This is a genomic window from Paenibacillus liaoningensis, assembly GCF_059609455.1.
Genome location: NZ_JCAALU010000015.1, coordinates 77,313 through 102,833 on the forward strand (window position 1 = coordinate 77,313; position 25,521 = coordinate 102,833).

Here is a 25,521-nt window from a genome sequence, read left to right on the forward strand (position 1 = left end):
GAAGGGGAGGAAAGAATGAAGGCGACCGACAGGCAGCTTCACCTGAATGTGTTTCTTATGGGCAACGGCCATCATGAGGCCGCTTGGCGGCTGCCGGGCAGCCGCCCGCAGGATGTAACGAATGCAAGCTATTACGTCAAGCTGCTGCAAACGGCGGAGCGCGGCAAGCTGGATTCCTTATTTTTGGCTGATTCGTATGCGCTGCCCCCGACTATTCGCTACAAGGTACTGCAAAGCTTGGAGCCGTTTACGCTGCTTTCTGCGCTTGCTATGCTGACTAGTCGGATTGGATTAATCGGTACGGCCTCTACGACTTATAGCCATCCATATCATGTAGCGCGGCAGTTTGCTTCGCTTGATTTTATTAGCGGTGGCCGTGCCGCTTGGAACATTGTGACGTCAACCAATGATGCAACTGCCCACAACTTTGCTGATGAGAAGCTTCCGGAGCATGGGGAGCGCTATAAGCGCGCTGCCGAGTTTTTGGAAGTGGTGCAGCGGCTGTGGGACAGCTGGGAGGATGATGCGCTTGTGCAGGATAAGGCGAGCGGCATTTATGCCGATCCCGGAAGCATACATGAGATACGCCATGAAGGCAGCTATTTTTCGGTGCGGGGCGCACTGAATTTGCCGAGGCCCCCCCAAGGGCAGCCCGTGCGGGTACAGGCCGGCGCTTCGGAGACGGGCAAGGAATTTGCCGCGCATGCTGCGGAAGTTGTGTTTACGGCGCAAAACAGCTTTGCGGACGGCTGCCTCTTTTATTCGGATCTGAAATCGCGGATGAAGAAATATGGAAGGCAGCAAGATGAGCTGAAAATATTGCCGGGCTTTTGCCCAATTATCGGCGATACGGAAGCTGAGGCTAGAGACCGGGAGGCAGCGCTCCATGACCACATTCAATTTGATTATGGCCTGCTGCGCCTGTCCAATTTGTTCAGCACCGATATGACCGGGTTCGAGCTGGATGAACCGGTACCCGTCGATTTTCTGGCGCAGCAAAGCGAAGTGAATGGCCACCGCGGGCGCTACCAGCTTTATGTGGAGCTTGCCCGCCGGGAAAAGCTGACGATGCGCCAGTTGATTGTTAAAACAGCCGCCTCGCGGGGGCATTATTCGATGGTGGGCACGCCGGTGCAAATTGCCGACGAAATGGAAAAATGGTGGCGCGGCGGCGCGGCAGATGGCTTTAATGTCATGCCTCCGTATTTGCCGGAGGGCCTTGAGCTGTTCGTGGACAAGGTGGTGCCGGAGCTGCAAAACCGCGGTATTTTTCGCAGTGAATATACAGGAACCACTTTAAGGGAGCATTATGGCCTGCAGCGCCCTGCCAGCATCTATGGGCAGACGAGGCCATTGGCAGCCAAGAAATAACGGCAATGATGCCTTATCATGCTATGTCGAAAGGAATGAAGTAATGATTTCAGCTAAGCGGAGCATGCATATCAATTTATTTCTGATGAACACGGGACATCACGAGGCATCTTGGCGCCATCCAGCAACGGATCCGCACCGCATTACCGATTTGAATTATTATCGCGAGCTTGGACGAATTGCAGAACGCGGCAAGCTGGATTCGCTGTTTCTCGCGGACACGTTAGTGCTGCCTCCGACTGTTGAGCATAAAGTGCTGCATGGACTGGAGCCGTTCACTCTGCTGTCAGCCATCGCCGCCGTTACCGATAAGATTGGGCTGATTGGCACAGCCTCAACCACCTTTAACGAGCCCTTTCATATTGCGCGCAAATTCGCCTCGCTGGACTGGTTAAGCGCTGGACGCGCTGGCTGGAACATTGTGACGACGGCAAGCGAAAGCGCAGCTTATAACTTTACGGATGAGGCTTTGCCGCCACATGACGAGCGCTACCGCAAGGCAAGCGAGTTCGTTGAGGTGGTGAAGGCGCTTTGGGACAGCTGGGAGGATGATGCGCTCGTTGCCGATAAGGCAAGCGGCTTATACGCCAATATGGCGAAAATCCATCCGCTTAATCATAAAGGCGAACATTTCGCGGTGCGCGGCCCGCTTAACATGCCGCGCTCCCCTCAAGGGCATCCGCTGCTCGTACAGGCGGGGTCATCCGAGGATGGCAAATCGTTCGCTGCGAGGGTGGCGGAAGCGGTATTCACTGCGCAGCCTACCTTCGAGAGCGGACAGGCTTTCTACGCAGACATCAAATCGCGTATGCAGCCGTTTGGGCGGAGCCCGGACGAGCTGTGCATTTTACCGGGTTTCTTCCCGGTTATCGGAGATACGCTAGCTGAGGCGCAGGACAAGCAGCGTGAGCTGGATGAATTGACGATTGTTGCGTACGGGTTGAAAAGATTGTCGACACTGTTCAAGATCGATTTGACAGATTGTCCGCTCGATGAGCCAGTACCGCTCCATCTGCTGCCGCGTCATGAGGAAATCAACGGCAACCGAGGGCGCTTTGAGCTTGTTGAAGGCATGGCCCGCAAGGAAAAGCTGACGCTCAGGCAGTTGATTATGCGCACAGCAGGATCGCGTGGACATGCATCGCTTACGGGTACGCCGCTGCAAATCGCAGATGAGCTTGAGCGTTGGTTTGTCGGCAGGGCGGCGGACGGGTTTAATTTGATGCCTTCGCATATGCCGGATGGGCTGAGCGATTTCGTCGACAAGGTTATACCCGAGCTGCAAAATAGAGGCTTGTTCCGTACCGAATATACGGGAAATACGTTAAGAGAGCATTACGGGTTCAGCCGTCCAGCTGGCCGGCATAAGGTGGAGGCTCACATATGATGGGCGGCGGGAGCGAGAAGCGACAGCTGTACATGACCGTTGCAATAGATGGCCTGGATTACTTGGATTGCGTACAACTGGCGGAGGCGGCAGAGCGTGCTTGTCTGCACGCAATCCTTGTGCCTGACAGCAGCATGAGCCCGACGCCTCAGGAAGCAGCTGGGCTTGTCGGTCAACGGGCCTCGGCTAATGGGTATGCCGCGTCTTCTGCCGTGCTGGAGCCGTTTACTTTGCTGGCCGCCTTGTCGGCTTCCACGAGTACAATTGGCCTCATTGCGGAAATTCATACCGCCTTCCATGAGCCCTTTCACGCGGCGCGCAAGCTGGCTGCCCTGGATTATATGAGCAGCGGCAGAGCAGGCTGTCTTGTGCTGCCGGGGCAGGAAAATGCGGCTGCAAATTTCGCTCGAACCGATAAGCAGCAAATGCGGCTGCCCTGCTACGAGGCTGCCGCCGCTGCGGAGTTTGGTGAAGCTTTGCGACAATTGTGGGACAGCTGGGATGATGACGCGCTTATGTATGATAAGCAGGCAGGGCTGCAATTTGATGAAGCGAAGGTGCGCGAGGTTCATTATACAGGACGCTATTACAGTACGCGTGGCCCGCTGAATATTGCTCGTCCCCCGCAAGGCTATCCGCCGCTAGTAGCTCGGATCAGGGAGCAGGCAGACAAGCAGCCAGATATGCTGGCAGCAGCCAGTGGGGCAGACGTCATCATTATTGAGCCGCAGTCGCTGGAGGAGGCGGCCAAGCTGGCATGCGAGCTGCGAGAGCTGATGCGTCAGCAGGGAAGGCAGCCGGAGCAATGCCGGATTTTGGCCAGTGTAATGCCGGTTGTACATAGCAGCGCCAACCGTGCGGAATGTTCGCTGCAAATGGGCGGCGGCTGCGAAGGCCGGGCAACAGAAGCTGAGTTTTCCCGTGAGGGAAACGCACAGCAATTAGCAGATTGGATGGGGAAGTGGCAGCTTTCAGGCGCAGTTGACGGTTTTCATATGGAGCTGCCGCCGCATGCTGCGCTTGACAGCTTCAGGTATGTTGAAGAGCGGATCATTCCAGAGCTGCAGAGAAGAGGGGTATTTCGCCAGGCAGCGATTGATGGCGGGACGCTGCGGGACCAACTGGCGCTTCCAAGGCCGATCAATTCATTTCACGCCGTGCGGTAAAGGGGGAAGTTGCAACTGAATGAGGACAATCGCAAAATACGCTTAAATGTATTTATACATGGAACGGGTCATCATGAAGCAGCTTGGCGGCATCCTGGGATGCAGCCCCGCCAGACGCTGGATATCGGCTATTACCGCCATTTGGCAGAGGTGGCCGAGCGCGGGCTGATGGATTCTATTTTTGTCAGCGATGCCTATTTCGGAAAGATCAATAAGCTGGAAGCGACTACACTGCTAGGAGCGCTAGCTGCTGCTACAAGACATATCGGCCTCATTGCTACCGTTGGGACGACCTACTATGAGCCATATCATCTTGCCCGGCAAGCGGCAACGCTTGATCATATTAGCGGCGGCAGAGCAGGCTGGAATATTGTGACGGGAAGCGCCGATGAGACGGCCTTTAATTTTGGCCGAGCAGCCCATCCCGAGCATGCACAGCGCTACCAATTAGCGAAGGAATTTGTTGAGGTTGCAAAGCAGCTGTGGGATAGCATGGAGGAGGAAGGAGCCGCTGTTCATGCTGCTGGCAGCACTAACGGTGTTGGGGCTGCTCGACATTATGCGGTGAAAGGGCCGCTCCATGCTCCTCGTCTGCCGCAGGGCTATCCGGTGCTCGTCCAAGCGGGCTCCTCGGAAAGCGGCAAAGCGATGGGCGCGGAAATAGCCGACGTTATTTTTACAGCCCAGCAAACCTTTGAAGCAGCTCGTATTTTTTATACAGACGTCAAAGGCCGTCTTCCGGCTTACGGAAGAAAGACTGGCGAGCTGTTGATCATGCCTGGGCTATGTCCGATCGTAGCGGATACGGTTGGGGAAGCCCGGGAGCTCGAAGAAGAGCTGAATCAGCTCGTTCATATGGAGGATGCGCTGAGGCGATTATCGCGGCGCTTTGCCGCAGATTTGTCCTCGTATCCGCTCGATGGCCCGGTACCGCTGCATTTGGCAAAATCGCTTGGCGAAATTAATTCGCTGAAAAGCCGTCAATCGCTGCTGCTTGAGCTTATCGAAGAGGAGCGGATGACGATTCGCCAGTTTGTTCACCGCTTTGCGAATGGGCGCGGCCACTATGCTTTTACGGGAACGGCGGTACAGCTTGCCGATGAAATGGAAAAATGGTTTCACGGCGGAGCGGCGGATGGCTTTAATGTGATGCCGCAAATTTTTCCGAGCGGGCTGGAAGCTTTTGTGGGAAAAGTCATTCCTGAGCTGCAAAATAGAGGGCTGTTTCGAACAGCCTATGAAGGAGCATCATTGCGTGAGCGTTTGGGGCTTAAGGCGCCAGCTCAGCACTGCAAGGTCTAAGGTTAATTAGCCAGAGGAGTGAGCGCTATGGGAGAAACATCGTTGAATGGATCGAAGAGACTGATTGAGAAGACGATACACTACATGCAAACTCATTTTCATGACAAAATCGATATGGTTACGTTATCCTCAATGGCGGGACTGACAACAAGCTCATACTCCCGGCTGTTTAAACAAACGATGAAGGAGCCGCCAATTAAATATTTAACGAGATTGCGCATCGAGCGGGCCAAGCGCCTGCTTTACCATAATGCAGGTCCGGTTAAGGAAGTATCTGCCGCAGTTGGCTATGGCGATGAATTTTATTTTAGCCGCATCTTCCACCGTATGGTGGGCATACCGCCTTCCCGTTATGGCAAGCAGAAGGATATGGGCAAGGAAGAAGGCGGCGTGATAAACGACGAGCTGTTTAAATAAAAGCAAGAAGCTGCCCCGCAGGCTAATCGCCTGAGGGGCAGCTTCTTTGCTCGGCACTTGCTCTGATTTACACTTCGTGCATATCCACGAAAGCGTCGCGGACCCGGTTCCAGAACGGGAATGGGCGATAGCGCGCAAAGCTGACCTTACGGCTCGACACATTGCAGCGTATCGATAAAATGTCGCTGCGCAAAATGCTGAGCTGGTCGATGGTCAGCAGCATCCGCTGGTTTTTCTTCGAGATGATGTCGCAGTGGTGATGCTGCGGCAGCAGCAGCGAAGAGCCCAGCGTCCGGAAAACGCGATTGTTAATGGAAGCAATTTCGGCAATTTGTATCGATGCAATGGACGGATGGACGATTGCGCCCCCGACGCTTTTATTATAGGCGGTACTGCCGGAAGGCGTCGAAATGACGATACCATCGCCACGGAACATTTCGAAAGGCTCATCATTGACATTGATTTGGGCGACGAGCGTGCCGTCTACCCCTTTAAGCGTGAACTCGTTCAGCGCCATATAATGAAATTTTCCCTCGGCCGTCTCGACTTCGATTTCCGCGAGCGGATAGCGGACGATGCTAAGCTCCTTCTCGGCCATTAGAGCGACGAGCTCAGGCAGCTCATTTTTTTGCCAGTCGGCATAAAAGCCCAAATGTCCGGTATGCACCCCTACAAAGGCAACATCCATAATGCGATCAACATATTTGTGAAAAGCTTGCAGCAGCGTACCGTCTCCACCGATGGATACGACAATTTCAGGTGCGTCGTCATTTCGAGTGAAGCCGCGCTCCGCCGCCAGTGTATGGAACTGTTCCGCCAGTGACTGGGATATGGAATCGCCTCTGTCGATAACGGCATATTTCAAGGAATGCAGCCCCTTTTCAAATCTTCTGGTTACGTTCCCTTAAATGATATCGGAATACAGCCGTAAATTCAATGCGAGAAGCACATTTCATCCGATAAATCTGGGTATTAGGGCCCGAGCCATCCCCATAACGCATAAACGAGCCCAAATGCGATAAAACCGTGCAGCAGTCTTGCGAGCATAAGCGGCTTGTAGCGCATATCGGTTTTGCTGACGAGGCTGGCCACCTGTGCGTGGACGGACAAACCTCCCCATGACAGCACCCATGCTGCGATTGCCGTTTGATGCAGCAGACCTGTGCCAGCTTCACCGGCGGCGCGGGCGCCAAGGGTTACTTCGAACAGGCCGAAAATGGCGGCATCGGCGAGTGCTGCCGGAAGCCCGAACAGCTCAAACAGCTGCCGCAGCATGGCAGCGAGCATGGTGATCATGCCTGCTGACGTCAGCATTTCCATAATGACGGAGAAAAAAACAACGAGGCCGCCGACGACGATCATTAGCCGCAGCGCAGACTGAATTGCCTCTTGCAGCAGCTGGCCGAGGCCCCGTCCATCGAGCAGCCGAGCCTCGTGCATCGCCTTCAGAGCGTCCGCAAGGCGCGAACGGCGCAGCGAGCGTGAATGCTGCGAGTGTTGTGAGTGCTGTGAGTGCTGCGAGTGTTGTGAGTGCTGCGAGTGCTGTGAGTGCTGTGAGTGCTGCGAATGCTGCGCAAACGCTGTCGTATGCAGCGGATGCTGTACCGAGCCGGGCCTTGCGCCGAGCTCAGTCAGGCTGCTGCTGCGCCGTGCTTCGGTAATCGGGGCATGCAGATCGTGGAAGCGCATGAGCAGGCCGATGATGAGCGCACCGCCATAATGGGCGGCCGCAAGCACGGGCGCCAGAGCGACATTGTGGAAGAAGCCGACCGATACGGCGCCGATCAGGAAGATGGGGTCGGAAGTCGTCGTAAAAGCGACAAGCCGTTCTCCCTCTGTGCGGTTGATGAGCTGCTGCTCATAGAGCTTGGCTGTCAGCCTAGCCCCAACCGGATAGCCGGATATATAGCCCATCGCCACAACGAAGCTGCCAATACCGGGAAGCTTGAACAGCGGGCGCATGAGCGGGTCCAGCAGCTTGCCGAAAAAATGGACGATGCCAAAGCCAAGCAGCAGCTCGGAAATGACGAAGAAGGGGAAAAGGGCAGGAAACAGCACCTGCCACCATATCGATAAGCCTCGCAGGGCAGATTCCAGCGCTTCATTCGGAAATACGGCCATTAGCAGGGTGAGGAACACAGCAGCTAATCCTGTTAAGGCAGCGGGATGCGAGAGCGTGCGCAGCATGGTCAAGACCTCCCCTCAAAATGACGCTTCACAGTCAAAGGGACTTGTCCCGGAAAATAGGCAAGCAGCCCGTAGATCTGGCAGAAGTCCTTTTATCATCTTTATGCAGAAACTAGGACATCCATCACTTGCAAAGGAGGAAAAGCCTATAAAAATATTTTTGGTCCCGGAAAGAAAACGCTTGCAAAAAGGGTAGACGCGGGATTATTTTATGGTACAATGGAATTACCTTTGAATGCTTGGAGTGATGAGAATGAGTATAATCGCTGGCATCCTCGTCTGCGCTTTCGTCTATGTAATTAGGGAATCGCTTACAGCACCAGGAGAAGAGGACTACGAAGGCTACCACTAAATTAAACCTAATCCTTTTACAAAGCCCGCATAGGTATATGCGGGCCTTTTTTCATATAAAGGATTGTACATCTATGTGCTGGAGCCAAACTATGAAGGCTGTGTGGGTGCCGATCCAAGCAGGCTTATTCCAAATAACGTTCAACTTCAAGCGACGCAAGCAGCAAGGGGCCTATACCCATATAATGGTCAGATACGACCGCTTCAGAAATGTAATACTCGAAGGAGCCATTGCGATCTTTGCTGAGCCCCGCGCCATGGCAAATTTGATGTAGGTGGACGCCTTGGCTATCCTCCGTGACCAAATGGCGGATAATCCCTTCGTACCCTTTCAGCATGGCACAGCGTAAGCCGGACTCCAAATAACGTAGACGCAAGCCTTTAGCCATCGCGTAGACGAACATGATCGAACCTGTCGCCTCCAAATAATTGCCTTTCCGCTTTCCTTGATCAAGCACCTGATACCATAAGCCGCTGTCTTTATCCTGCACGTCAACAAGCGCAAGGCACATCCGCTGAAAAATGCCGATAAGCGTACCGCGTTTCGGGTGATCAATCGGGAAATGCTCCAGACAATCGACCAAAGCCATCGCATACCAGCCCATCGCCCGGCTCCAAAAATGCGAAGACAGGCCGGTATGCGAGTCTGCCCATTCCTGCTCCCCGGATTCATCCCAGCCATGATACAGCAGCCCCGTGCGCTTGTCGCGGGTTTTACGCTCGACAAGCAGCAGTTGATGCGCGACCTCATCGAGCAGCTCCGGACGTTCAAACACTTTCGCATATTCCGCCAGAAAAGGGGAAGCCATATACAGCCCATCAAGCCACATTTGGAATGGGTACACTTTTTTATGCCAGAAGCCGCCCTCGGAGGTGCGGGGCTGACTAATCAATTGGGCAGCCAGTGTATCGGCGGCTTTCGAATAGCGTTTTTCACCCGTGTTCTCATATTGAAAAAATAAATTTTTGCCCTGATTGATCTGATCCAGGTTGTATTCCTCCAGCGTATAGGAGCGTATCGTTCCGTCTGCTGCAATATAGTGATCCATATGGAGCTGCATGAAATGATAATATCGTTTATCGTTCAGTTGAATGCCCGCACGGGCCATCGCCATCAGCAGCATGCCGGGAACATAGGCCCAACGCTCCATTGGATAATGGTGCAAGCCGTCCGAGCCGCATTGGCTCATGATGGTTTCGGCTATTTTACCCGCCCATCCTGTCAAATGTACCTGTGGTTGCTCCGTCATCGTTACGATCCCCTCCTGCAATTGTCGTTTGCTCCAGCAGCTGAGTTCGAAGCCAGGCGTAAGCAGCTTCTCCGTGAATTTCATGTCCTCCATCAAAAAAGACAGCTTGCACAGCATCTGGCGCCCCGGCGGCGCTATATATGCTGCCCAGCTCGGCGTATGCCTGCCGTGCAGACTGCTGCGGGAATAAGTGGTCAACAGCCCCTGCTTCCAGAAAAAGGCCTCGCGGCGCAATGAGTCCGAGCAGCTCAGGCATTTCCGCTTCCAGCAGCACGCCCGGAATATAATTGTCCAGGCAGTGATTGCGTGCCAAAATGCTGCCTTCAAACAAGCTTGCATAACCGCTGACTACGGCGCAGCGGATTCTGTCGTCCAAAGCGGCCGTAAAGCCCGCAACAAGACCGCCGCCGGAAATGCCCATGATTGCGATGTTATTGGATTCCACATCGCTGCGTTCCTGCAAATAATCAATGACTCTCGAAGTCTCATAGACGCGCAAGCCTGCAAGTGTGCGCCCCGTAAGCAGCAAATGCACAGCTAGCATGAAGCAGGAGTTTTTTGCAGGCGAGTCTGCGGCCTTATCCTCATCCAGCCTGCGGTCGCCGAAGCCGAGCAGCTCAGGAGCTGCGACCACATACCCTTCTTTTACAAGCGCTATGGCAAAATCTTTATGCAAGCCCGAAGCGCCGGAGCGTTCCGTGCCATCTGGATCAAGCCCGACGATTTCCCGGCTGCCGTATCCGTGGCCGTGGCAGGCAATGACAGCCGGAGCGGGCTGCGCCGCGGGATTATCCGGCAGCAGCACATACATGGCCATCCGCAGCCCGTCCGTCGTGGCGATTTCCACACGCTCCCGTATATAGCCTTCGCATTGCGTTCGTTCCAACAAGCGCGGCTCCAGAGGCTGATGCTCGTTCAGAGCATAATGGCCAAGCAGTTGTCCAAACGAAGCCCTAACCGTTTCCCGGCGCTGCTCGGGATTCGCAGCAGCACGGGCGGACTGTCTATTAGCAGCTGCCTGCTGGACAAGCGATTGCAAATATTGCTCAAGCTTTAAGGACATGCTGTTGCCCTCCCTCTTTAATCGTCCTATTGATCAGTAGCCTTCGGGATGCCAGCCATCAAGGATGGCAATGATGCGATAGTTGGCCGCTTCGTCTGCTTCAAGCTGCCTGGACCAAGAAACGCGCGCTCCCGCAGCTGCTCCTTCTCCAAAGCTGCCAAACTCTTCATAGCGGCTTGTAGCTTCACGATCCGGCTGCCCCCAGTTATGCCAGCCTTCAGGTGTGATCGAGCCGTCTATCGATGTGCGGATGAATGCAACATGGGCATAGGGCCGCCATGGCCTGCCTAAATAAACATCCACAACTCCTTCGGCTCCGGTAATTTTGCAATCGAGGAATACATAGCCGAACGCGGCATCCTCGGGTGTCGAGGCGGCCGTAATATAGCCTCGGGAGCGTTTGTTATGCAAGTGGCAGCTTTCAAATACAGCCGTCGCTGCCCCGAAAATATAATCGACATCGCCCTCAATGTAACACTCGCTATAATATTGCTTGCCTTTGCCCGTATAGAGCGTATCCTGATCGCCCAGCAGCCTGACGCGGCGGAATACAGCTTGATCGGCATCGACGAACGCGGCTACAGCCTGGCCTGTGCCGGGCCCCGAGGCGTTGCGAATCGTCACATTTTCCGCTGTGAATGCTTCTGCCCATACATTTAAAGTGCCTGAACGAAACGTTCCGAGCGGCTCCCCGTCCGGTCCCAGCGTATGGGCATTGTCTGACCAAGTAATAATCGTTTTCTCGCTGTCTTCCCCGAGCAGCAGTATAGGCGGGGCAGAGGCTGGAATCGTGATCTTTTCCTCATAAATTCCCGGCCTGATGCGAATCGTGACCGCTTCGGCACATTCCGCCGGAATAGAGTCAATGGCCGCCTGCAAGCGGCTGTAATCAGCATGGTCTTCTTTGGATACGGTAATCAGCATAGCGAGCGCTCCTTTCAAATAAGCGAAGTTTTATCTATAATGGGAGGTATTATTGTGAACCTTGTTTCCATACGGAGGAATGCCCATGACCGCGTCTGCGTCCGATAGCCTCAATCCGAAATATCATATGGAAGACGGCAAGCTGAGCATTCAGCATATGAAGCGCAAAGGCGCCACCGCGATGCCTCGTCCACACAGCCATGCCTCGGTCGAGCTGTACTACCTGCTGGATGGCGAGCGTGTCTATTTTGTGGACGGACAGGTGGTTACCGTGCATAAAGGCGAGCTTATTATGATTGCCGGGCATGAAATTCATGCGACGGCCAGCTCCGAGGTAGCGGAATTTGAGCGAATCCTCATTAATTATGACCCTGTCATTTTGCCGCAAGCATTGCAAAAGCTGGAGCTGCTGCTTCATGGACGAGGGTTTCGCGTCTTCCCGCTTTCGCTGCGCGAGCAGGGGGAAACGGAACGCCTCCTTAACAAAATGCTGGATGAAAGCCGGCAGGAAAAGCCTTTTTACGAATCCTATTGCCTATCCTTGCTGGCGGAGCTGATCATTTTGCTAGGCCGCTTCGAGAATACGGCAAGTCGGTCAAATCCTTCTCGTTACTCGCTGCATCATAAAGTGTCTGAAATCGCGACTTACGTGCGTGAGCATTATCGTGAAGCCGTGACGCTGGAGGATACGGCGAAGCATTTTTATTTGAGCAGCTCCTATCTCAGTCGAATTTTTCATAAGCTTACCGGCTTCCGCTTTCGGGAATACATCATTCATATCCGGGTTCGTGAAGCGCAGCAGCTGCTTGGCGGTTCCCGCCAGAAAATTCAGGAAATCGCGTTAGCTGTAGGCTTCGAGCATTTATCCCATTTCAATAAGACGTTTAAAAAAGCGACCGGCCTCACGCCGATGGAGTACCGCAAGCAGGCAAAAAACGGACAAGCTCCGCCGCATCAGCCTTTTTAAGGGAGGTGCTTCGCCTGCGAGCCTCTATTGCCGTCCTTTTTTACGCCAATGCTACTCAACGATCGAATGGTTACATTGATACAGCTGAACCTCGGAGAGCGTTGACGTATGAAGCTTCAATTTCTCCAGCTTTAAATGATCGGCATAGCGGGCGATTACCCCGTTAACCGCTGTTGCCTCCAGCCCATCAACCGTTAAGCCGCTTAGCGGCAGCTCGGGAAGCCCGTTAATGAGCAAAGCTGTCGCAGCTCCATGGCAGGTCAGCTCGCGCAGTGTAATATTGCGGAAGACGGGCGTTTCCTCTGTCACCTCAAAAAGCTGCTCATCGCAGCCCTCCGAGCCTTCCACCCCGGCATAAAAGAAATGAAACGAAATGGCCTCGCGCACAATATCCGCCATTTGAATTCTTTCCATGACAATATCTTCAACTACGCCGCCGCGGCCGCGTACGCTTTTGAAGCGCAAGCCAATATCCGTGCTGATGAACTGGCAGTCAGAGGCATATACGGCTTTGACGCCGCCGGACATTTCGCTTCCGATTACGATGCCGCCATGGCCATGGTAGACGGTGCAATGCCGGATCGTTACGAATTCGCAGGGCAGTGCCCGTTTTCTGGCCTCCTCGCCCTTGCCTGACTTCAAGCATATAGCGTCATCGCCAACGTCGAAGGTGCAATGCTCGATGAGCGAGTGGCGGCAGGATTCCAGATCAAGGCCATCTCCATTTTGGGAATGCCAAGGATTGCGAACGTTCAGCCGCCGGATTGTTACCTGCTCACAGTTATACAGGTGCAAGCACCAAGCGGGGGAATTTTGAAATGTTGGCCCATCAAGCCTTACCCTAGAGCAGCCGCGCAGACTAAGCAAGGTGGGACGGAGATAGGCTCTTGCAGGCAAATACGCCTCGCAAGTCGTCACGCCACGCTGGTGCAGCCCATGAGCAAGTGCTTCTCCTTCCATCGCCTCAAGCGACGGCCACCACATATCGCCTTCCTCATTAACGGCCCCGCCGGATTGAAGCAGCCCATTCCATTGGTCATTCGTCAGCTTAAAGCGTTTGACCGGACGCCAGCCCTGTCCGCCCCCATCGAAAATGCCCTCACCCGTAATCGCGATGTCTTCCAGATTCTCGCCATCGAGCGGCGCTTGGCAGCGAACAGCCGATTCTCCTTCAAAATGCGAGGCCAACAGCGGATACAGTTCAGCCTTTGGCTCAAACATAACCAGTGCGCCTTGCTGCGCATGAAGCTCGAGCCGGCTATGCAGACGCAGCGGCCCGGTCCGCCATAGGCCAGGTGGAATGATCACCCGGCCGCCTCCCGCTGCGGAGCAGGCGTCGATCGCCTGCTGAAACGATGCAGTACACAGCGTCAGGCTGCCCGGCGCAGCTCCAAATTCCGTTACGAGGAAGCTTTTGTCTGGAATAGTCGGCAATGCCGGAAGCGGATATCGCATCTTTTCCGTAGTATCCATTCGTCAAGCCTCCCGCCTAATCTGCAATCGGTTCGTAGCTGAACCAATCGAAATCCGCATAATGCGTGCGATCCGCCCGGGTGCAGGCAGCATACATCCCCATATAGGCGCCCGTAAAACCTCCGGCCTTATCGGTGCTGAGTAGGGTACCATCTGCTGCTTCGCCAAGCGGCAGCCAATTTGGCGACCCGGCTTCACGCCAGAAAAAGCTATAGCTTTGGCCATGCGCCTCGGCCTTCAATTCCAGATGGCTTCCGCTGTAAGGAATGGAGGCGAGCACGGTTTCTTCCCCTTGCCTCCGCTCGGTAAGGCGGATTTCCGTGATCCCTTCATAGCTGCCATATTCTGCGCGGAACTGGAAGTCGGCGTTTTGCAGCAGGACGATGCCAGCGACATCGCCAGCTTGCTCTGGCGCAAACTTCATTGTGGTCTCCGCACGGAAATTCATATGCTGCTGTCTGCGTCCGACGAAGGAAGGGTTGCTGTCAGCAGCGATGGAGTCCGGCTTCAGCTTAAGGCGCAATGAGCCCGGATTTTCTGTGAGACTCCAGAAATCGCCGCGCGGGGTGCGAATAAAGTTCCAGATCGGCGAGAGCTCCGGCTGGTCGAAGTCATCACGCGCCGGCAGCTGCGGCCATAGCGTCTCCGGCAAGCTTGGAGCCAAAGCTTCCAGCTCCAAAATTCCTTTGCCTGGATTGACGACCGGCCATTCCCGCTCCCAAACAACGGGCACAAGGAACGTTTCACGCCCCAAATTGCGATAATAGCCGCCATACGGCCTGGAAGCGAGACAAAGCATCCACCAGTCTCCATGCTGGGTTTCAATTAACTCGCCATGGCCGACATTGACAATCGGATAGCTGCGGCCCAGATGGCGATGAGTGAGAATCGGATTGCCCTTATACCCCTCATAGGGACCGGCTACCGATTCGCTGCGCGCAATCGTAATCGCATGGGTATGGCCGGTTCCTCCCTCAGCGATCAGCAAATAGTACCAGCTGCCGATTTTGTACAAGTGAGGGCCTTCTTGGGCGTGGGCCACCTTCAGTGCGCCTTGCCAGATGCTCGTCTTCGGTCCGACCAGCTTACCGCTCTCCAAATCCAGCTCTTGCAGCCAAATGTCCATATGCTTCGGATAAAGCTGCCCTTCTGGGGGGAAGCGGTTCCCGGTATAATACACCTTGCCGTCTTCATCAAAAAACAAGGAAGGGTCTATGCCCGGCGCATCCTCCAGCCATACGGGGTCCGACCAGCTTCCGGCGGGATCGGTTGCGGTGACATAGAAGTTATGGCATTCCTTGTTGTTGTCTACAAAGGTCGTAATCATATAATAGGTCCCGTTATGATAGCGCAGCGTTGGCGCCCAGATGCCCCTTGATGGAGCAATTGCATCCAAATTGAGCTGGGAAGGACGATCAAGCACATGTCCAATTTGCCGCCAATTGACGAGATCCTTGCTGTGAAAAATCGGAACTCCGGGGAAAAACTCAAAGCTTGATGTAACCAAATAATAGTCTTCTCCGACGCGTATCGCTGACGGATCGGGATAAAAGCCGGGTAGAATAGGATTTTGGAATGTGCGCATGCTATTTGCCTCCTAGCAGTAAATAAAATGTAAGCCCATACAAGTATAGATCAAAAAAACATCATAATCTTGAAACATTCATGCTCAATTTTATATTTTTTATATATTCTTGTCATGGTTGTGCTAGTTTCAGCTAATAAGGCAGTTAACTTTCCTCGAAGAAATGTGTATAGTGGAAACTATAAAGGGGCGATAGCGATGGCAGGAGAGAAGCAACTGCAAGTCCGTTTTTTTATGAGCTTAGCGCTGATTTCGATTTGCTCGGTGCTCGTTCTGTCCACGGTACTGTTTTTCTGGTTCCGGGAAAAAACGATAGACAATGTCAATAAAACGAACGAGACCGTCCTCCTCAATACAGAGACGGTATTTATGAAATATATGGACATGGTGCAAAATTACACGATGGACTTTTACCATAATCCGAACATTTATACCGTTATGCAGAGCGGAGACAACAGTTGGAGCGAACAGCTCTATAGTGCGCTTAGCCAAATTCGCGGCACGCTGACGATCAACAATTTTATTGAAAACGCTTATATTTTGGGGCCGGGCGCTCCCGTCATGATGTTCGAGAACAATCCGCTTGGCAAGGCGGCAAAGCAGGAGCTGTTCGAACGGGTTCGGGACAGCGAAATTAGGCAATCCCCGTTTGTCTGGAATGCGACGCTGAATAATGGGCAAAGCGAAACGATGATGACCATTTTTTATAATGATCGAGCTTTCAGCAGCAGCGAATACAATGGTGCCATCGCGATGACGATCAACCTGAGGAAGCTGCAGGAAAACTTATTTAATACGAGCAATGAAGGAGATACGCGCTATGCGGTTCTAAATGCAGACAGAATTGTGCTCATGCAGAGCAACTCTTCGGAGGAAGCGTTCGATAGCAGGCTGCTGCAGCAAATTGTGTCTGTACAAAGCAAGGAGGGCACGCTTGTATGGAAAACAGACGGCGGGGACAAAAAACTGATTACGTATCATCAGTCGCAAAATGGAGGGCTGTGGTTTATTTCGGAAACCTCCTATAAAAACAGCGTCCGCGACATCGCAAGCGCCCGCAATCTAATGGTCGGGCTTTGCCTGGTGCTGATAGCTGCTGCTTCAGCTATTGCTGCCTTTGTGTCCTATCGCATGTATAAGCCAATCGGTACATTGTTTGGGACGATACGCAATTTGTCCGACGATCGGCTTGCTTTCCCGCATGGTGGTGGTTTTGATGAAGCGAACCGGGAGCTTGAGAAAATTGGGCATCGAGTCAAGGCGCTCAAGCAGGAAAACGAAGACAGCGCGCTGCTGCGCTGGCTTACGTCGCCTTACCGGGCTGACGAGCATGTGCCTTCTGCACTGCCGCCGATAAATCAGACACGTGACAATGGGACATTTTGCGTGGCCGTTCTGCATATCGGTTTGTCCAGCGGAGATGGCAGCCTGCCTGCGACAAGGTGGAGAGAACATATCCGCGGTTTGCCAGAGCTGACTGAGCAGCTGTTTGCTGGGACGGGCACCTGCCGCGGCTTCTTCCCGCATCATGAAGCCGCCGTTCTCATTGTCAGCGAGACGGAGAACGGCAGCTTTGGAGATTATGTAACGTTCCGCGAACGATGGGAACAGCTATGTGGCTCCATAAGGCAGTGGGATGGGGCTGCATGCTCCATTGGCATAAGCCGTCTATCTGCCGATTCCTTGCAGCTGAAGCAAATGTACGACGAAGCCAGCAACAGCCTTCAATATATAAAGCTGCACGAGCATTTATCTCTCAGTTTTGCAGATGACATCATTCATTTGAACAGCAGCTCCGTTCCTGACAGCACGCTTGAATTTGTGCTTCAAGCGGTCAGAAGCCAGGAGCGCGAGCTGCTGCCAAAAGCGGTCGAGCGTTTGCTTGCAGTCGCATGCAGCTACAAAGTAGAGCAGGCGACGGTTGCGTTGTCCAGACTGGCTTCAGATCTTCAGAAAATAGCGGAAACCGGTCTTGCCGAAAGCATGCCGCGGCATACGGATTTCCTGGATCATTATCAGCGCATCTGGCGTATGCGAAGCTACACGGAGCTGCGAGCATGGCTGGAGCAGCTGTGCTTTGAGGCATATGGGAAGCTGAATGAAGTAAATACGGTACAAACCCGCAATTTGGCTAGCGAAGCCATCGCGTATATTCGCAGCCATTTCGGTGACCAGACGCTTTCCTTGAACGGTCTTGCAGAGAAGCTGACGATTAGTCCGCCTTACTTAAGCCGCCTGATTACAGAGGCGACGGGCAGCAGCTTTCCCGATTTTGTCAATCTGGTTAGATTGGAGCATGCTCGCAGCCTCCTCATTGCCGAGCTTGAACTCGACATCCGTGAAATTGCTGAAAAATCAGGCTATAACAGCAGCACCTATTTTACAACGCTGTTCAAAAAACGCTATGGCGTAACGCCATCCAAATGGCGCCTGAATTATATTTTGCAGAAGGAAAATTGAAGATATGGCGGGGCGAGCAAACGGAAAAAGGGGGCAGAAAATACGGTCCTTCCTCAATCGAGGAAGGACCGCATTTTCTATTTCAGCTTCGCTATCTACCCTGAAAAGCCGCATTTCTAGGGCTTTTTTTTATTTTTTAAGGGATTTCACTTTTTTTAAGCCTGCCCATTTCGCACTGTTTAAGCGTTTTCATTTATTTGTGATTGCGCTTTCATTTTGAGCGGGGCTATAGTGGACCCACAGACCGAAACTAAAACCAGAGGGAGTGAAACATCATGTCAGACGAAGCTATTCAGCTTAGCAAAGCAGCAGGCGGAAGGCGACGGTTCAAGTCGCTGCGCAATGACAGCTCGCTGTTTCTGCTTGCGCTGCCTGGCGTTATTGTACTTGTACTATTCGCCTATCTGCCCATGAGCGGGCTCATACTCGTATTCAAAAACTACAATTTCAACGGCGGCATATTCGGCAGTCCTTGGGCAGGCTTCGCAAACTTTGAATTTTTCTTCTCAAGCATGGACAATGCGATCCGCGCCACGCGAAATACCGTCATGCTGAACGTATTGTACATGCTTACGGGTACGTTTTTCTCAGTAGCCATCGCGATCGTGCTGAATGAGCTGAGAGGCAAGCTTTTTATCAAAATTACGCAAAGCGTCATGTTTTTTCCTTATTTTATTTCCTGGATCGTCATTGGGGCGATATTGTTTTCCTTCCTCGACTTTGACAAGGGGGTTATGAACCGCCTGCTAGAGGCAGTGGGTATGCAGCCTGTTGACTGGTACTCCAATCCGTGGCTGTTCGTAGTTGTGCTCGTGCTTGCGAATATTTGGAAAAGCGCAGGTTATGGCGCCATCATTTATTATGCGGTGCTGCAAGGCATCGATCCTTCTTATTATGAGGCCGCGCGAATAGATGGCGCCTCGCGCATACAGCTGATTACACGCATTACGCTGCCTCTGCTAATTCCGTCGATTATCCTGCTTACTTTGCTTGGAATCGGGGGGATGCTCAAGGGCGATCTCAGCATGATTATGGGCGTCACCTTCCTGAATCCGCTGCTGCTTCCGACTACCGACATTATCGACGTGTACGTATACCGTACAGCCATCCGCTCCGGCGAATTCGGCTTCGCTTCAGCTATTACGCTGTATCAGTCCGTCTTCGGGTTTCTGCTCGTGCTGATCGCAAACAAGCTGGCTGGATGGTACGACAAGGAAAGCAAACTATTTTAGGAGACATGTGATATGGCTAATCAAGAAAACAAAACGCTCATTATCTTTTTTTATGCCTGTATCAGCCTATTCGCCCTTATTTGCCTCATTCCGTTCGTAATGGCCGTCTCAGGCTCATTCTCGACAGAGTCGAGGCTCGCAGCGGAAGGTTATTCCTTCCTGCCTCGGGGCTTCAGCCTAGACACGTATGCCTTTATGTTTGGCTCGAAGGCGGAGCAAATTTTGCAAGCGTATTTGACGTCCGCAGTCGTTACGGTGCTCGGCACAGCGTCCGCCGTGCTCGTTACGACAGCCTACGCCTACGTTATATCGGTGAAGGGCTTCCGCTACCGCAACTTTTTCGCCTTTATGGCTTATTTTACGATGCTGTTCAGTGGCGGCACGCTGCCTTGGTATATTTTAGCTACGAAATATTATCATCTGGACAATACGCTTGCTGGTTTGTTCGTTCCTTACTTGCTCAACGTGTTTCTTATGTATTTGCAGGCCAATTATTTCAAAAGCATTCCGCATGAAATTATCGAATCCGCTCAAATCGACGGTGCGGGCCATATTCATATCTTTTTCCGTATTATGCTGCCGCTTGGACAGGTTGGTCTTGTGACGATCTCCCTATTTTATGCGCTGCAGTTCTGGAATGATTTCTACTTGCCGCTGCTGCTTGTTTCGGAGGAGAGGCTGTATACGATCCAATACATGATGTACAACATGATGGCTAACATTCAATATTTGGCTTCTGGAAACAGCGCGCAAATTGGCGGCGCTATCGTTGCCCCTCCTCTGGAGACGGCCAAGATGGCGATGACCTGTCTGACCGTGCTGCCGATCGCGATTTTGTATCCGTTCCTCCAGCGTTATTTCGTAAGGGGAATCATCGTCGGTTCCGTCAAGGGCTGATACGGCTTTTTGCGGTTGTACATGGTATGATGGACGAATTCCTTTATATTAGATCAGCGTCCATGTTGCCATTGAACAATATACAAACATAAAAACAATACAGGAGGGTTCACACATGGTAAAGAAACGCGTATGGTCAGCTCTGCTCTTGGCAGCGCTGCTGCTTGTCACTGCCTGCGGCACGGGAAGCAATAACGGGAATGAATCTGCATCGCCTGCTAATGGCACAAATAATGAAAGCGCTGGCAGCGGGCTTAAGCCGGCCAAGCTCAAAATCGTCCTTTACGGCGACGAGTCGAACCGCATGAAGGAGCTTTCCAAAGCAGAATTTAAGGATCTGATCAAAAAAGAAATCAACGCCGACATTGAATTTCAGTTTCTGCCCTGGACAGAATACGGCGGCGGGAAAACCGATTTGATGCTGTCAACCGGCGAGGATTTTGCAACCTATACGGATACGAATTATATGGTCAAGTCCGTAGCAAAAGGACTTTATACCGATCTGACGCCATTTATGGAAAAAGCGGCTGGCGATCTGAAGAAATCGATTGATGACAATTCCTTTACGGCCTTCCAGCTTGACGGCAAGCAGTATGCGGTTCCGGTAGGCAATAAGCCAAACTCGGGGGAGTTCTACAGCGTGCTGGCGCGCCAGGATTTGCTGGAGGAGGTTGGAATGACCAGCCTTTCATCGTTGGCGGAGCTGGAGCAATTTTATGACAAAGTCCATGCGAAGCATCCTGAGCTGATTGGCTTTGCAAGCACGGACGCCCGCAGATTGCTGATGTACGAATATACGGACAAAAATTTGTTCTGGCAAAATGATATGCTCGCTATTGATGAATCAGCCAAGGATGACAAAGTGATCAGCTGGTTTGAAAGCGAGGAGTTCAAAGCATATGCCGCGATAATGAAGGGCTGGTACCAGAAGGGCATTATTCCTAAATATGCTGCGACTAACCTGCCTCAATTGCAATCCGATTGGAACTCCGGCAAGGCGATGTTCTGGGCTGGAACGGCAGCGCGTCCGTTTGAAGGCGCGGCTTCGATAACGCAGGCTGTTCCGACAGCGAAGCTTGCCAACTATTTTTTGAGCAAGGATCAGCCAAAGATTAGCCGTGGCACGTATAGCACCGCATGGTTTGTATCGGCTAATGCTGCTGATCCCGAGCGTTATGTGATGTTCTTCAATTTGCTTCAGAAAAATCAGGAGCTGTACGATTTGTTCGCGTATGGCATCAAGGATAAGGACTACACGCTTGATGAGAACGGCAGACTGACACGTACCACTACCGATTCGCTTATACCGGATTGGCTGCTGATGAATAAAAACTTTATGCGTTTCGACAATACGGTTCCAGAAGACTTTATTGCCCAGTATAAAGCATGGGACGATGATGCGATTATTTCGAAGGGTGCAGGCTTCAACTTCGATAATACGCCAGTCAAAAACGAGGAAACCAAAATCAATGGCGTATTCTCGGAGCTGTTGTCGCCAATAGCCAGCGGCTTCCTGGACTACGATACGTATTTCCCGAAAGCATTGGATAAGCTAAAGGCCGCAGGCTTTGACAAATACAAGGAGGAATACCAGAAGCAATTTTCCGCATGGTACGCTGCCAAGCCGTAAGGCAGTCTGTCTTATGGAAGCAGTCGCATAGTGCACGAGTTAGGAAAGAGAAAGGCGGTACAGCTGCTTACACGAGCGCTGTACCGCCTTTTTTATGTGCAGCCTGCTTTACGGACTTGCCAGCTGCCCTGACTCCAAGCGCCGCCGATTCATGAATACCAAGGAAATTGCAATTACCGTAAGGATAATGCCAAGCACTCGAAATCCCCCGGCGTTGAACGCACCTCCCATTACGATGCTTATCAGTAAGGATGAGAGAATGGTCCCCAAATATCTTGATGTATTAAACAACCCGGAAGCTACACCAATGATTTCTTTTGGAGAGCTTTGGAACAAAGCGGCTTGCATGCCGACATTATTCAACCCGTTGCTAACACCGAATGCGGCTAAAGCGAAACATACACTAATAACTGGTGAAGAAGCATCCAAGGTCACGATCCAAATGGACCCCAGTGCCATCAGTATTGCAGATACTAGCAAGGCGGGGCGAGGACCTGATTTATCGATCCATCGTCCTGCTATTGGAGAAACGACGAGCGAGCATAAACCCAAGCTTAGCATGAGGATGCCTGTATGGAATTCATTGATATGACGTACCATTTGCAAGTAGGATGGAAGCCCGAAAAAGATCGAGTAAAAAAGCAGGTTAACGAGCATAAATTGGACGTTGACCCAAGTCATCGCAGGATATTTGGCGAATGCGCGCAAAGGAATAAAAGGGGATGCTGCCTTTAGCTCGTGTCGTACGAAAGCGACCAGCAGCGCAAGTCCTGCAAGCAAGGCAATGACATTCCAAGCGGAGACGTGCCCTACTGATTTTGCTGACAGCAAGCCAACGAGCAGCGCAACCAGACCTGCTGTGAAGAGCACTATCCCTGGCGCATCCATCAAAGCAAACCATTTACGGAAGGACATGTCCCGAGTAACGGTTGTTGGCGGCTGGTCATTTGGAATCGTCCTCCAAGCTAATAGAAAGCTTGCTACTACGAACGGAATATTGACGAAGAAAATCGCATGCCAATCCCACCAGTGAATCAAAACTCCGCCAATAAAGGGGCCGATTGCCGCCGCTCCTGAAAGGAATATGGACATAACGGACAGCGCAGTCGCTTGTTTCTCCGTAATATGAATCCGTACAATGGCCATGCCAACCGCAACCATCATGCTTGTTCCGATTGCTTGTACAATGCGAAACACGATGAGCAGCCCAAAGCTTTGCGATAGTGGAGCTAATAAAGAAGCAACGAAGGCTACAACAAGCCCCGTAAGAAATATTTTCTTGCGACCGAATAAATCGCTGGCTTTTCCCATCACAGGCTGAGCGACAGCACTCGCAATGTAGAATACAAAAATAATCCATGAAACATCTGTAAATGCAAGGCGGTACACATCCTGCAGCCTTGCAATAGCAACAGCAATCATTGAGGAATTTAATGGGTTCAAAAGCACACCCAGTCCAACGGAAATCAACAACCATCTATTGCGAACATTCATTTTTGGTCACCCCCAACGTGTATTATTCTCATCGTACTTGAAATCGCTTATTCATTCCAACGCATTTTATGTTATGATTTCATTCACTTGAAGGAATGAGTGAATGAATGGAGGGCGGAAATGGAACTTCTTCAATTGCAATATTTTATCACAGTGGCTCGATTGGAACATATGACCGAAGCAGCCCAAAGCTTGCACGTTACGCAATCGTCATTAAGCAAAACGATTCAACGCTTAGAGGAAAATCTAGGGGTCCCTTTATTCGATCGAGTTGGAAGGAAGCTGCGGCTCAATGAGTACGGAAACCGCTTCCTTCAGCGTGCAGAAAGGGCTTTATTTGAATTGGAACAAGGGAGGCAGGAGCTTAGCGATTTATCCAGCCCGGAACAGGGCGCCTTGAAATTGGCGGTGACCGCCGCAAGTACGCTGCCCCATATCCTTCGCGAGTTCCGAAAAAAGCGGCCCAATCTCCAATTCCATGTGCAAATGCTGACTACGCAGGAAATGGTAACGCTTCTGCATAGAGGAGAGGTCGATTTTTGCTTGTCGTCCCCTCCTATAAATGGAGATGACATTGAATGTGAAATCGTGTTCATGGATCCCATCCTCGTAGCGGTTCCAGTGGGGCATCGGCTGGCAGACCGAAGCAGCATATCCTTAACAGAGCTAAGAAATGAATCGTTCGTCGGTGTGAAAAAAGGCTATGGGACCCGCGATTTGGTGGACTCTGTGTGCCAATCGGTTGGATTTGCCCCTCACTATGTGTATGAGGGCAATGAACCTGCAAGGCTAAGCGCACTGGTGGAAGCCGAGATTGGCATCGCCTTCATACCAAGCACGGCAAGGAATTCACGGGAAGCTATCAACTATGTCCAAGTAGAAAAATACGAATTGGTTCGGGAGATCGCTTTATTGCGGCACAGGACTCGGTACCTTTCCCGGGCTGCGCTGGAATTCCGCGAGGTTGTTATCGAGTACTTTCGGGGGCTGTCCGAACAGAGCATTTAATCAGATGATTGATCACGAATTCGCCGTTTTTAGAGGGGGATAACAAAATAAAAGCAGGCCTATTTATATTATAATAGTCTTATGGCCCAGTACGAACCGGGACTATTAGGTTGGAAGCAAGGTGATACGGAGAAAAAAGGTTGAGACAGTCAAATTTTTCTATGATATAATACTAAATACCTACAAATTGGAGCTGAAAATGACGATGAATAGGAATATAAGCCTCTATGAAGCACTTGGTGGAGATAGGTCTTTAAGGCTTATTGTAGAGTCGTTCTACCCAAAGGTACAGGCACATCCATTACTCGGCCCATTGTTTCCGGAAGATATTAATCCGGTGATGGAGAAGCAGCATATGTTTCTCACCCAGTTTTTTGGAGGGCCAACGTTATTCTCCGATGCTTTCGGGCATCCGATGATGCGTGCACGGCATATGCCATTCGAGATTACGCCTGCGCGTGCCGAAGCTTGGCTGGATTGCATGAACAGAGCGCTTCAGGAAGTAGGCATTGAAGACGAGCTGAGACAATTTGTTATCGAAAGACTATCAGGACCTGCCCATCATTTTGTAAACACACCAGAATAGGAGATGTGGTCTGTATGGAACCGCTATATGAAACGAAAGTACAATGCATTTGCTGTGAGACAAGTTTTATAACCTCGCGCGTGCGTCCTAGTTTTAAGAAAGCGGTGAAGTCAGACACAGACTTCTGCGGTTATTATAAAGCGGATATAAATCCCGATTATTATGTCGTTCGCGTATGCCCAACTTGCGGTTATGCATCGACAGAGAATGGCACAGAACGGCTGAGCGATAAACAGAAGCTGAGCTATTATGAAAATGTCGGCTCGCGCTGGGTTGCTCGTGAGTTCAGCGGTGAGCGCTCGCTGCAGCAGGCTATGGCGACGTACAAGCTGGCGCTGTTGTCGGCTCAATCGGTGGGCGAATCCCCGCGTGTGATCGCTGGCATTTTGCATCACATTGCATGGTTGTACCGCTATGAGGGCAACCACGCCGAGGAGCAGCGGTTTCTGAGATTTGCGCTGCAAGCGTATGTGAAAGTTTTTGAAGGGGAAGGCGCGGAGCTCAATGGCGCCAAGCTGATGTATTTGATTGGCGAGCTGAACAGACGCATCGGCGAACGCGCAGAGGCTGTACGCTGGTTCTCGCGCATCGTCAATGACAAGCGCATTATGGATGCCGCGATGATACGGGCGAGCCGCGAGCAGTGGCAGCTCATTCGCGAGGAACAGGAAACGAGCAAATTGCTGGAGCAAGAGCCGCATGGCGAGCTGACATCTGCATAATACGCTTCAAGCAAGCATGAAGCAGTCTGGAACGAATAAAGAAGCTTCC

The 25,521-nt window shown here is 52.0% G+C and carries 21 protein-coding genes; 13 read left to right on the plus strand and 8 right to left on the minus strand.

Features of this window, described 5'->3' with window-relative positions:
- The first annotated feature begins 15 nt into the window (after positions 1–15).
- Genes AC6B99_RS23105 through AC6B99_RS23125 form a run of 5 tightly spaced genes read left to right on the plus strand, consistent with a single transcriptional unit; the run spans position 16 to position 5,643 of the window.
- Complete coding sequence (locus AC6B99_RS23105) at positions 16–1,371, plus strand: LLM class flavin-dependent oxidoreductase (protein WP_056041233.1); 1,356 nt, start codon at positions 16–18, stop codon at positions 1,369–1,371.
- A gap of 43 nt (positions 1,372–1,414) precedes the next feature.
- Positions 1,415–2,758: an LLM class flavin-dependent oxidoreductase gene (locus AC6B99_RS23110; RefSeq protein WP_081419066.1), complete on the plus strand. Its 1,344-nt coding sequence runs from the start codon at positions 1,415–1,417 to the stop codon at positions 2,756–2,758.
- Entirely contained in the window at positions 2,755–3,924 is a 1,170-nt protein-coding gene (locus AC6B99_RS23115; RefSeq protein WP_496664332.1) for an LLM class flavin-dependent oxidoreductase, read from the plus strand. The genes AC6B99_RS23110 and AC6B99_RS23115 overlap by 4 nt, the downstream gene beginning before the upstream one ends.
- Before the next feature lie 15 nt (positions 3,925–3,939).
- Complete coding sequence (locus tag AC6B99_RS23120; protein ID WP_056041488.1) at positions 3,940–5,226, plus strand: LLM class flavin-dependent oxidoreductase; 1,287 nt, start codon at positions 3,940–3,942, stop codon at positions 5,224–5,226.
- Between the two features lie 27 nt (positions 5,227–5,253).
- A complete protein-coding gene (locus AC6B99_RS23125) occupies positions 5,254–5,643 on the plus strand; it encodes a helix-turn-helix domain-containing protein (RefSeq protein ID WP_056041237.1) in 390 nt (129 codons plus the stop codon).
- 67 nt (positions 5,644–5,710) lie between these two features.
- Here the strand turns inward: AC6B99_RS23125 and AC6B99_RS23130 are convergent, their stop codons facing one another.
- The 5 genes from AC6B99_RS23130 to AC6B99_RS23150 form a co-directional block, all read right to left on the minus strand.
- The gene (locus AC6B99_RS23130; RefSeq protein WP_056041239.1) at positions 5,711–6,508 is read right to left on the minus strand and encodes an NAD kinase; all 798 of its coding nucleotides are present in this window, start codon (positions 6,506–6,508) and stop codon (positions 5,711–5,713) included.
- A gap of 107 nt (positions 6,509–6,615) precedes the next feature.
- Positions 6,616–7,830, minus strand: a complete 1,215-nt coding sequence (locus AC6B99_RS23135) for a nucleoside recognition domain-containing protein (RefSeq protein ID WP_496664333.1) — start codon at positions 7,828–7,830, stop codon at positions 6,616–6,618.
- A gap of 476 nt (positions 7,831–8,306) precedes the next feature.
- A complete protein-coding gene (locus AC6B99_RS23140) occupies positions 8,307–9,431 on the minus strand; it encodes a glycoside hydrolase family 88/105 protein (protein WP_496664334.1) in 1,125 nt (374 codons plus the stop codon).
- Positions 9,388–10,494, minus strand: a complete 1,107-nt coding sequence (locus tag AC6B99_RS23145) for a dienelactone hydrolase family protein (protein ID WP_496664335.1) — start codon at positions 10,492–10,494, stop codon at positions 9,388–9,390. Before AC6B99_RS23145 ends, AC6B99_RS23140 begins: the two co-directional genes overlap by 44 nt.
- Before the next feature lie 33 nt (positions 10,495–10,527).
- Positions 10,528–11,418 carry a pectinesterase family protein gene (locus AC6B99_RS23150; RefSeq protein ID WP_056041247.1) on the minus strand — a complete coding sequence of 297 codons (891 nt, stop codon included), beginning with the start codon at positions 11,416–11,418 and terminating at the stop codon, positions 10,528–10,530.
- An 85-nt stretch (positions 11,419–11,503) separates the two neighbouring features.
- Between AC6B99_RS23150 and AC6B99_RS23155 the strand changes: the two genes are divergently transcribed.
- A complete protein-coding gene (locus tag AC6B99_RS23155) occupies positions 11,504–12,385 on the plus strand; it encodes a helix-turn-helix transcriptional regulator (RefSeq protein ID WP_056041249.1) in 882 nt (293 codons plus the stop codon).
- Between the two features lie 51 nt (positions 12,386–12,436).
- Here the strand turns inward: AC6B99_RS23155 and AC6B99_RS23160 are convergent, their stop codons facing one another.
- Together AC6B99_RS23160 and AC6B99_RS23165 are read right to left on the minus strand one after the other, a co-directional pair.
- Positions 12,437–13,858 (minus strand): glycoside hydrolase family 28 protein, encoded by a 1,422-nt coding sequence (locus AC6B99_RS23160; protein ID WP_496664336.1) that lies wholly within the window; start codon positions 13,856–13,858, stop codon positions 12,437–12,439.
- 16 nt (positions 13,859–13,874) lie between these two features.
- Positions 13,875–15,443, minus strand: coding sequence for a glycoside hydrolase family 43 protein (locus tag AC6B99_RS23165; protein ID WP_496664337.1), 1,569 nt, complete (start codon positions 15,441–15,443; stop codon positions 13,875–13,877).
- Positions 15,444–15,641: 198 nt separating this feature from the next.
- Between AC6B99_RS23165 and AC6B99_RS23170 the strand changes: the two genes are divergently transcribed.
- The 4 genes from AC6B99_RS23170 (at position 15,642) to AC6B99_RS23185 (ending at position 21,662) form a co-directional block, all read left to right on the plus strand.
- Complete coding sequence (locus AC6B99_RS23170; protein WP_496664338.1) at positions 15,642–17,903, plus strand: helix-turn-helix domain-containing protein; 2,262 nt, start codon at positions 15,642–15,644, stop codon at positions 17,901–17,903.
- A gap of 275 nt (positions 17,904–18,178) precedes the next feature.
- Positions 18,179–19,135 (plus strand): ABC transporter permease, encoded by a 957-nt coding sequence (locus AC6B99_RS23175; protein ID WP_056041257.1) that lies wholly within the window; start codon positions 18,179–18,181, stop codon positions 19,133–19,135.
- Positions 19,136–19,147: 12 nt separating this feature from the next.
- Complete coding sequence (locus AC6B99_RS23180; protein ID WP_056041258.1) at positions 19,148–20,032, plus strand: carbohydrate ABC transporter permease; 885 nt, start codon at positions 19,148–19,150, stop codon at positions 20,030–20,032.
- A gap of 115 nt (positions 20,033–20,147) precedes the next feature.
- The gene (locus tag AC6B99_RS23185; protein ID WP_494863160.1) at positions 20,148–21,662 is read left to right on the plus strand and encodes a DUF3502 domain-containing protein; all 1,515 of its coding nucleotides are present in this window, start codon (positions 20,148–20,150) and stop codon (positions 21,660–21,662) included.
- Between the two features lie 108 nt (positions 21,663–21,770).
- On the opposite strand, the gene AC6B99_RS23190 is transcribed toward AC6B99_RS23185, so the two are convergent.
- Complete coding sequence (locus AC6B99_RS23190; RefSeq protein ID WP_496664339.1) at positions 21,771–23,156, minus strand: MFS transporter; 1,386 nt, start codon at positions 23,154–23,156, stop codon at positions 21,771–21,773.
- A gap of 120 nt (positions 23,157–23,276) precedes the next feature.
- Between AC6B99_RS23190 and AC6B99_RS23195 the strand changes: the two genes are divergently transcribed.
- The 3 genes from AC6B99_RS23195 to AC6B99_RS23205 all read left to right on the plus strand — a co-directional run bounded on the left by AC6B99_RS23195 (position 23,277) and on the right by AC6B99_RS23205 (position 25,472).
- Positions 23,277–24,164 carry a LysR family transcriptional regulator gene (locus tag AC6B99_RS23195; protein ID WP_496664340.1) on the plus strand — a complete coding sequence of 296 codons (888 nt, stop codon included), beginning with the start codon at positions 23,277–23,279 and terminating at the stop codon, positions 24,162–24,164.
- A 205-nt stretch (positions 24,165–24,369) separates the two neighbouring features.
- On the plus strand, positions 24,370–24,750 hold the full coding sequence (locus AC6B99_RS23200; RefSeq protein WP_172455524.1) for a globin domain-containing protein: 381 nt from the start codon (positions 24,370–24,372) through the stop codon (positions 24,748–24,750).
- Positions 24,751–24,764: 14 nt separating this feature from the next.
- Positions 24,765–25,472: a DUF2225 domain-containing protein gene (locus AC6B99_RS23205; RefSeq protein WP_496664341.1), complete on the plus strand. Its 708-nt coding sequence runs from the start codon at positions 24,765–24,767 to the stop codon at positions 25,470–25,472.
- Positions 25,473–25,521 lie beyond the last annotated feature (49 nt).

Bases quoted from the DNA above. Each gene is read 5' to 3' on its own strand.
- AC6B99_RS23105 (WP_056041233.1), top strand. From the start codon at position 16: ATGAAGGCGACCGACAGGCAGCTTCACCTGAATGTGTTTCTTATGGGC.
- AC6B99_RS23110 (WP_081419066.1), top strand. From the start codon at position 1,415: ATGATTTCAGCTAAGCGGAGCATGCATATCAATTTATTTCTGATGAAC.
- AC6B99_RS23115 (WP_496664332.1), top strand. From the start codon at position 2,755: ATGATGGGCGGCGGGAGCGAGAAGCGACAGCTGTACATGACCGTTGCA.
- AC6B99_RS23125 (WP_056041237.1), top strand. From the start codon at position 5,254: ATGGGAGAAACATCGTTGAATGGATCGAAGAGACTGATTGAGAAGACG.
- AC6B99_RS23135 (WP_496664333.1), bottom strand. From the start codon at position 7,830: ATGCTGCGCACGCTCTCGCATCCCGCTGCCTTAACAGGATTAGCTGCT.
- AC6B99_RS23140 (WP_496664334.1), bottom strand. From the start codon at position 9,431: ATGACGGAGCAACCACAGGTACATTTGACAGGATGGGCGGGTAAAATA.
- AC6B99_RS23145 (WP_496664335.1), bottom strand. From the start codon at position 10,494: ATGTCCTTAAAGCTTGAGCAATATTTGCAATCGCTTGTCCAGCAGGCA.
- AC6B99_RS23150 (WP_056041247.1), bottom strand. From the start codon at position 11,418: ATGCTGATTACCGTATCCAAAGAAGACCATGCTGATTACAGCCGCTTG.
- AC6B99_RS23155 (WP_056041249.1), top strand. From the start codon at position 11,504: ATGACCGCGTCTGCGTCCGATAGCCTCAATCCGAAATATCATATGGAA.
- AC6B99_RS23160 (WP_496664336.1), bottom strand. From the start codon at position 13,858: ATGGATACTACGGAAAAGATGCGATATCCGCTTCCGGCATTGCCGACT.
- AC6B99_RS23165 (WP_496664337.1), bottom strand. From the start codon at position 15,443: ATGCGCACATTCCAAAATCCTATTCTACCCGGCTTTTATCCCGATCCG.
- AC6B99_RS23170 (WP_496664338.1), top strand. From the start codon at position 15,642: ATGGCAGGAGAGAAGCAACTGCAAGTCCGTTTTTTTATGAGCTTAGCG.
- AC6B99_RS23175 (WP_056041257.1), top strand. From the start codon at position 18,179: ATGTCAGACGAAGCTATTCAGCTTAGCAAAGCAGCAGGCGGAAGGCGA.
- AC6B99_RS23180 (WP_056041258.1), top strand. From the start codon at position 19,148: ATGGCTAATCAAGAAAACAAAACGCTCATTATCTTTTTTTATGCCTGT.
- AC6B99_RS23185 (WP_494863160.1), top strand. From the start codon at position 20,148: ATGGTAAAGAAACGCGTATGGTCAGCTCTGCTCTTGGCAGCGCTGCTG.
- AC6B99_RS23190 (WP_496664339.1), bottom strand. From the start codon at position 23,156: ATGAATGTTCGCAATAGATGGTTGTTGATTTCCGTTGGACTGGGTGTG.
- AC6B99_RS23195 (WP_496664340.1), top strand. From the start codon at position 23,277: ATGGAACTTCTTCAATTGCAATATTTTATCACAGTGGCTCGATTGGAA.
- AC6B99_RS23200 (WP_172455524.1), top strand. From the start codon at position 24,370: ATGAATAGGAATATAAGCCTCTATGAAGCACTTGGTGGAGATAGGTCT.
- AC6B99_RS23205 (WP_496664341.1), top strand. From the start codon at position 24,765: ATGGAACCGCTATATGAAACGAAAGTACAATGCATTTGCTGTGAGACA.